This window comes from Pseudomonas sp. (assembly GCF_026224925.1).
Classification (GTDB): domain Bacteria; phylum Pseudomonadota; class Gammaproteobacteria; order Pseudomonadales; family Pseudomonadaceae; genus Aquipseudomonas.
This window is the reverse complement of the sequence record NZ_JAMFRV010000391.1, coordinates 1-4,880: the sequence shown is the minus strand read 5'-3', so window position 1 is coordinate 4,880 and position 4,880 is coordinate 1. Positions and strand designations below refer to the sequence as shown.

Annotated in this window: 4 protein-coding genes; all 4 read right to left on the bottom strand. The window is 58.5% G+C overall.

Going from position 1 to position 4,880, the window contains the following annotated elements; all coding sequences use genetic code 11:
• Positions 1 to 148 precede the first annotated feature (148 nt).
• Positions 149 to 1,573, bottom strand: a complete 1,425-nt coding sequence (locus tag M0974_RS17015) for a gamma-aminobutyraldehyde dehydrogenase (RefSeq protein ID WP_297839097.1) — start codon at positions 1,571 to 1,573, stop codon at positions 149 to 151.
• A 57-nt stretch (positions 1,574 to 1,630) separates the two neighbouring features.
• Entirely contained in the window at positions 1,631 to 3,169 is a 1,539-nt protein-coding gene (locus tag M0974_RS17010) for an APC family permease (RefSeq protein WP_297839096.1), read from the bottom strand.
• Between the two features lie 95 nt (positions 3,170 to 3,264).
• A complete protein-coding gene (locus M0974_RS17005; RefSeq protein WP_297839095.1) occupies positions 3,265 to 4,305 on the bottom strand; it encodes a DUF3445 domain-containing protein in 1,041 nt (346 codons plus the stop codon).
• A 17-nt stretch (positions 4,306 to 4,322) separates the two neighbouring features.
• Positions 4,323 to 4,880 (bottom strand): iron-sulfur cluster-binding domain-containing protein (locus tag M0974_RS17000; protein ID WP_297839094.1); only part of this gene is annotated, 558 nt, incomplete at its 5' end.

Genomic DNA, 4,880 nt, shown 5'->3' with positions numbered 1-4,880 from the left:
GCGGGAAATGTCGGTATGACCGCCAAAATGCTTGACGGCTGTTCGGTTGTGGCGACTTAAAGAAATCGCAGCCTGTGGCAGCTCCTACTCTGCCCGCATACGCCGTCGGCCAGCACTGTAGGAACTGGAGGCTGCAACATTTTCGCCTTTAGTGCTTGAACATCACATGCCGCACAAGAGTGTAGTCCTCAAGCCCATACATGGACATGTCCTTGCCATAGCCGGACTGCTTCTGACCGCCGTGAGGCATCTCGCTGACCAGCATGAAATGCGTATTCACCCACGTGCAGCCGTACTGTAAGCGTGCAGACAAGCGATGCGCTCGACCGACGTCCGAGGTCCAAACTGACGACGCCAGGCCGTAGTCCGAATCATTAGCCCAGTCTAGTACCTGCGCCTCATCGGTGAATTTGGTGACTGACACCACCGGCCCGAACACTTCGCGGCGGACGATTTCGTCGTCCTGTCGCGCGTCGGCCAGCACGGTTGGTTCGAAGAAGAAGCCATTGCCTTCCACGGCTTTGCCACCGGTGATCAAGCGGATATGCGGTTGTGCCACGGCACGCTCGACAAACCCTATCACGCGGTCACGATGTTGGGCGGTGATCAGGGGGCCCAGCTCGGTCGATGGATCATCCTGCAATCCATACTTGATGCTGCTGACCGCTGCACCGAGCTTCTCGATGAACGCGTCGTAGATGCCTTCCTGGGCATAAATGCGGCAGGCGGCGGTGCAGTCCTGGCCAGCGTTGTAGAAACCAAAAGTGCGGATGCCTTCCACGGCGGCGTCGATGTCAGCGTCGTCGAAGATGATCACTGGAGCTTTTCCGCCCAGTTCCATGTGGGTGCGTTTGACGCTGTCAGCGGTGCTGGAAATGATATTTGAGCCGGTGGCAATCGAACCCGTCAACGAAACCATGCGCACTTTCGGGTGGGTGACCAGTGGGCTGCCGACCGTAGGGCCGCGACCGAACACGAGGTTTAACACACCGGCCGGGAAAATCTCCGATGCCAGTTCGGCCAGACGTAGGGCGGTCAGTGGGGTTTGTTCCGACGGCTTGAGTACCACGGTATTACCCGCCGCCAGCGCCGGGGCAATTTTCCAGGCGACCATCATCAGCGGATAGTTCCACGGCGCGATGGAGGCGATCACGCCTAACGGGTCGCGGCGGATCATCGAGGTATGGCCGGGCAGGTACTCACCGCCCGCCGATCCGCTCATGCAACGACTGGCACCGGCGAAGAAACGAAACACGTCGGCAATCGCCGGGATCTCGTCGTTCAGCACTGCACTGTAGGGTTTTCCGCAGTTGTCCGATTCCAGTTTGGCCAGTTCTTCGCCGTGTGCTTCGATGACGTCGGCGAGTTTGAGCAGAAGCAGCGAGCGCTCTTTCGGCGGGGTCTGTGACCAGCCTTCGAAGGCACTGTCAGCGGCACGCACGGCAGCATCGACCTGGGCTTCGCTGGCTTCGTTGATTTCGATCAGCACCCGACCCAGCGCCGGGTTGAACACCGGTTGGCTAACGCCTTCACCGTCGACCAGTTGGCCGTTGATCAGCAGTTTTGTTTGCATAATGAGTCCTTAATTTTTTAGGTCAAGGAAGCGATGCTCCCCTGACGCTTATCAGCTTTATCCTACGGACGCGCCGGAAAGATCAGCAGTTTTGGACAGTGGTTTGGAGCGCGGTTTGGAAAGCTTCCAAGCGTCGCCCGCCGGCGCTGTGCCTTTGTCGTAGGGTTTGCTCAGCAGCATGTAAATGAAGCCGGTGCCTATCACCACCAAGGTGGTCAGAATCATTGAATAGTTGACGTACCAAGGTGCACTCGGTGAACGTGGCCAAACCATGTTGATGACCGCGCACACGCCGTAAATCAACGCCGCTACGTTCACCCATATCCCCCAGGCGCCGAGCGTGAAGTGACCGTTCGGGCGCCAACCCTTGGCACGGGCAATCAACGCAGCGATAACGATCATCTGGAACGCGACGTAGATACCAATGGCGGCGAAACCGATGATGGTCGCCACGGCATCGGCCATGAACATTCCCAGGCAGACAATGGCTGCTGGCATTAGGCCGCTGATCAGCAGCGCGAATGACGGCACGTGATTGGCCGAGAGACGCTTGAGCAGCGAGCTGCCGACAATCATTTCGTCACGGGCATAGGCGAACAACAGCCGGCTGGCTGCCGCCTGCAGACTTAAAACGCAGGAGATGAACGACACCATGACCACCGCCATCACCATCCGTGAGCCCACCGGGCCGAACGCATTGGCCAAAATGGTGGCGACCGGATCGGTATCTTCACCCGCCAGGACCTTGGCCATGTCTGGCACCGAGAGAATCAGCGCCAGACACGCAAACATCGCCGCTGCACCGCCGATGTAAATCGTCAGACGCATGGCTTTCGGAATGCGCTTGCCCGGGTTAGGGGTTTCTTCGGCGACATCACCGCAGGCTTCGAAGCCGTAATACTGGAACAGGCCCGCCAAGGACGCCGCGAGGAATGCTGGCAGGTACGAGCCATTGACCTGAATATTGAAGGTGTTGAACAGCACGCTGAGTGGTTGATGACGCTCGAATATCAGCAGGTAACCGCCGACCAAAATGGCCCCGACCAGCTCGCAGAGAAAGCCGAACATCGCCACGCGCGCCAGTAGCTTGGTGCCGAACAGGTTCAGTCCCGTCGAGAGCAGAATGATCGTAAGAGCAATATAGATATTTGCCTCGGGTCCAGGATTGAAGCCCAGCATAATTGCCAGATACGGTCCAGCACCCACCGCGACCCCGGCAATGGTTGCGCACAATGCCCACGCATACACCCAGCCGACCATCCATGCCCAGCGTTTGCCCACCAAGCGACGGGCCCAAGGATAGACACCACCGGAAATCGGGAACTGCGAAACGATTTCACCGAAGATCAGGCAAACCAACAGTTGACCGGCGCCGATCAGCAGATAGGACCAAAACATCGGCGGCCCGCCCGCAACCAGGCATAAGCCGAAGAGGGTGTAGACCCCGACGACCGGGGAAAGGTAGGTAAAGCCTAGGGAAAAGTTCTCCCACAGGCTCATGCTTCGATTGAAATCCGAACTATAGCCGAGGGCGCGGAGTTGTTCCGCGTCCTGATCGGCGCTGACGTTTACGCCGGCGTTAGATGAGCCACTCATTTTATTTCCTCATTATTAATGGCAGATGGTTGCAGTACTGACGGGTTGGCCCGCCCCAGCTCGTGTCGAGCTTCTTGTTGTGTGGGAATCTGGGTTTACGCTTGTTTTTTTGCTTCGCTATCGCGCCCGTCGTCGTACTGCGAGAGCCATTCGACGGCGGCATCGCGATAGCGACTGAAACCCTTGTAGTCCACCAGTTGCTGGTTCAAATCCCGCAGGACCCGATGCATGCGTCGAGCCCACGCCGGGTTGGTGGCGATGTCCTCAAGGCTGAGCAGATAGGTGCGAATAGGGAAGACGATGGCATTGCTGCGCGGAAGGCGATGCAGTGGCTGCAATTCGATCCGCAGGTAAACCAGCTTGCCGGCATTTTCCGCCGTTACGATGGTGCGATCAGGTGCCCATTCCGGCAGGCTTTCGGCTGAGACCTCAAGGCGCGGGTTGACGGTCAGCGACCAGTTCAAACGACGCACCGGATGCCCGGTCCGCAGGCGCAGCAGGAACTTCAGGGCGCGGTCGAGCATGCCGATTTCCTTGACCAGCGGTACAGGGCCATGGAATTCCTCCCAGCTCATGCCGAGGTTGAAACGCAGCGAGTAATCGGCGCGTTGGGTGGCGATGCCGGCCCCCCAATAAAGCGTGCCGTCGCGCTCCTCCTGCAGTACCCAGTCGCCCTGAGCCTGACGCGTCACGTACTCCATGGGTTCATAGGGCAGGGTGGCCGTGTCGCCGAAGGTGAAGTGGTCGTCGATGTCCAACAGGCGATTGGTCCAGTGCCACTGGCGACCTTCACGCGTCAGGCTGAAGTACTGCGGATAGTCCCGGGCATAGGATTCCATGATCAACTCGAGCAGGTCCCACTGCGCCTCCATCATGTGTGGCGCCGAGACGTAGTGCATGCCGGGATCTTTCTCCAGGGTGATCGCACGATCACGGCATTCACTGATGTAGTGCTCATCAATATCGAAGGCGGCGCGAAACGCACCCTCGCCGACTGGAACATGCGGCTCGAGATTCATCGAGTACATGTAATCGTCGTCGGGAAACGGGAAGGGCGCGCGGGCGATGGTTTGCGGACTGTTGGCGAAGGTGTAATCGTCCCGATAGGTTTCGTCGAGATTGAATTGGATGCTCATTGTTTTATCTCCGTCGATCAGAGGTCGATGACCAGGCGATTGCACTTGGCGCGTGATACGCAGGGCATAATTTTCTTACGGCTTGTTTTGTCATCGTCGGACAGCCAGTCATCGCTGTGCAGAAGTTCGCCATCGAGTTCCAGTATCTCGGTTTCGCAATGGCCACAGGCACCACCGCGACACAGGTAGGGCATAGCGAATCCAGCAGCTTCCACTGCTTCGAGCATGGTCTGGTCGGGGGAAACTTCGATGGTGGTGCCACTGCGGCCGAGGGTAAAACTGAAGGCTTCGCCGCCGCTGCTTTGTTCGAGGAAGCGCTCGAAGTGCACATGGCTATCGGTCCAGCCAAGGTCTTGGGCGCAGACCAGGGTGGCGTCGATCATGCTGTCCGGGCCGCATACATAGACGTGGCTGCCGAGGGGGCGATCGGCGAGAACCCGGCCGATCTCCATGCGCGGGTCGATGCTCTTGCGATACAGATGAATGTGTTCGCCGTAGATGGCCTGCAATTCTTTGCCGAGTTGCGCATGCTGCTCGCCGCGAACCGCGTAATGCAGCTCGAAGGGCACCTTGCT